Here is a 1,891-nt window from a genome sequence, read left to right as displayed (position 1 = left end):
GGTCTGTGTCATCCCCGGTGACGCCTTTGGTGAGGAATGCTCCAACTACATTCGCATCAGTTATTCCAACTCCATGGATCAGATCGAAGAAGCCTTTGAGCGTATGATCCCCTGGTTGAAAAAACAGAAGCTGGGGAAGGATTATAAATAGTCACTGCTTCCTGAAAAGCTTCAGCACCATTTTGGCTCTTGAAGCACCCACATACTCAACCTGTGGTTTGTTTGCCCAATCACTGGCACCCAGGTCGAGTAACAAAACAACCCGAGCTTCCAGCCCTTTTACTGCCGCCACATTAAAGGCTCTATGCTGATACTGTGGTTTATCTTCCAGCAGGCTTTGCAGGGCGTGGCTTTTCTCCACCTTGAAAGGCGTTAACAACAGCATATCCTCCGGTTTGAAGCCTTCAGATTCCAGCTTGTCGATTTCTTCTCTGAGTTTCTGCAGCTGTTGTTCTGGTTTTTTCCACGTAAAAACTTCAACCGGCCTGTGGCTGCTGGGCAAATGATTACCCGGTTCAGCAGCCTGCTGATGGTTCTGTTTTAGCCAACTGGCAATTTCAAAGGCATTCCGATAATTCTGGTGCAGCTGAAAGGGATAAGGCACCAGCCCATCAAAGACATCCGTTGGCAACGCAAAATCCCGACCATAAAGATTCTGCTCAGGATCAGCCACCAGCGTAATACTGGCCTCATCTTTCAACATCTCATTGATTACCAGCCACCAGAAGGGCTCATAGTCCTGCGCTTCATCAACAATCAGTGCATCCCAGTGCTCCGGGTTTTTCTCCAAAGCCTCACTGAGCTTGTTTGCAGCTGTTTCGTTATAAAAGACACCCATTTCTGCGGGTGTATCTGGCACTGTCCACACCTGTCCGGCATTTTCTACACGGCTTTGGCAAAGCTGGTGGAAAGTAGCCACCTCAATATTTTTATCTGCTGGGTCATTGCCCAGTTCTCGACGATGCGCCTCTGCCAGTGCAATGTTAAAACAAAGCAGCAGCACACGTTTACCCTCTCTGGCCTGTTCCTGCGCCCGCAAACGCACCAGCACACTTTTACCGGTACCGGCTCCACCAAAAACCGCCATACGCGGGATATTTTCCAGCAGTCGTAATACCCATTGCTGCTCATGACTTAAACGAAACAGCTCAGCTTCAAGCTCTTCAGCCTGATCCGTAGCATGACTCACCAAAGCACAACTGGGTCGTAATAACCTGTTACGAATTTGTGCTGCCTGAGTGGAATCAAGCGGTAGGCAATTATCTGCTTTTGGCCCGGCAAACGCCGTGTTCTGAAAACGCTGAATCAGCTTTTCACCAGTCAGAGGTTTAAAATCATCCGCAAGTAAAAAGTGATTCCGGTTCATGCTGACTTCCGGGAAATCACCCTCCCAGCGGCAGGTATCAGGAAAAACCAGAACCGGTGCAATAGGTAATCTGATCGAACTGCCCAGCGCTTTTTCCAACCCAGCAACCAGACTTCCAGTACACTTTTTCAGTTGTGCCAGCGGTGTCGTGCCAAGACGGTGCTCACCTTCGCGCCCCTGACTCCACCAACTACCCTGCCCATCCAGACGAATGCCACCACCCTTGACCTCCCAGATCTGAATGCCATAACGCGGATGAAAAAGCACAAAATCAATTTCACCAATCCAGATGCCTGTCGCATTTCGGGTTTGAGTCGCAAGGCTGAAATACACCTCCAGCCCCTCAAAATTCAAATCAAGCAACCAACGGTAAACCTTGGCTTCCGCCCGTGATTGCAACTGATCCAGCTCGCTATTACTTAACCGGGGGAAAATCTGTGTCATTACCGACATCCTTGTAAAAAAAGAGCCACCCAACGGCAGCTCAATATTGGAAATAAAAGGATAAAATCTGTTAGTGCTGGA

1 protein-coding gene is annotated in these 1,891 nt (G+C 49.0%); it reads right to left on the bottom strand.

All coding sequences use genetic code 11. The annotated features are described in order from the left end of the window. Positions 1 to 151: 151 nt before the first annotated feature. Positions 152 to 1,810 (bottom strand): nuclease-related domain-containing DEAD/DEAH box helicase, encoded by a 1,659-nt coding sequence (locus IBX50_RS20265; protein WP_292258198.1) that lies wholly within the window; start codon positions 1,808 to 1,810, stop codon positions 152 to 154. Between the last annotated feature and the right edge of the window lie 81 nt (positions 1,811 to 1,891).

This window comes from Marinospirillum sp., assembly GCF_014859565.1.
The sequence above is the reverse complement of the archived record's forward strand: the minus strand, read 5'-3'. Positions and strand labels throughout refer to the sequence as shown.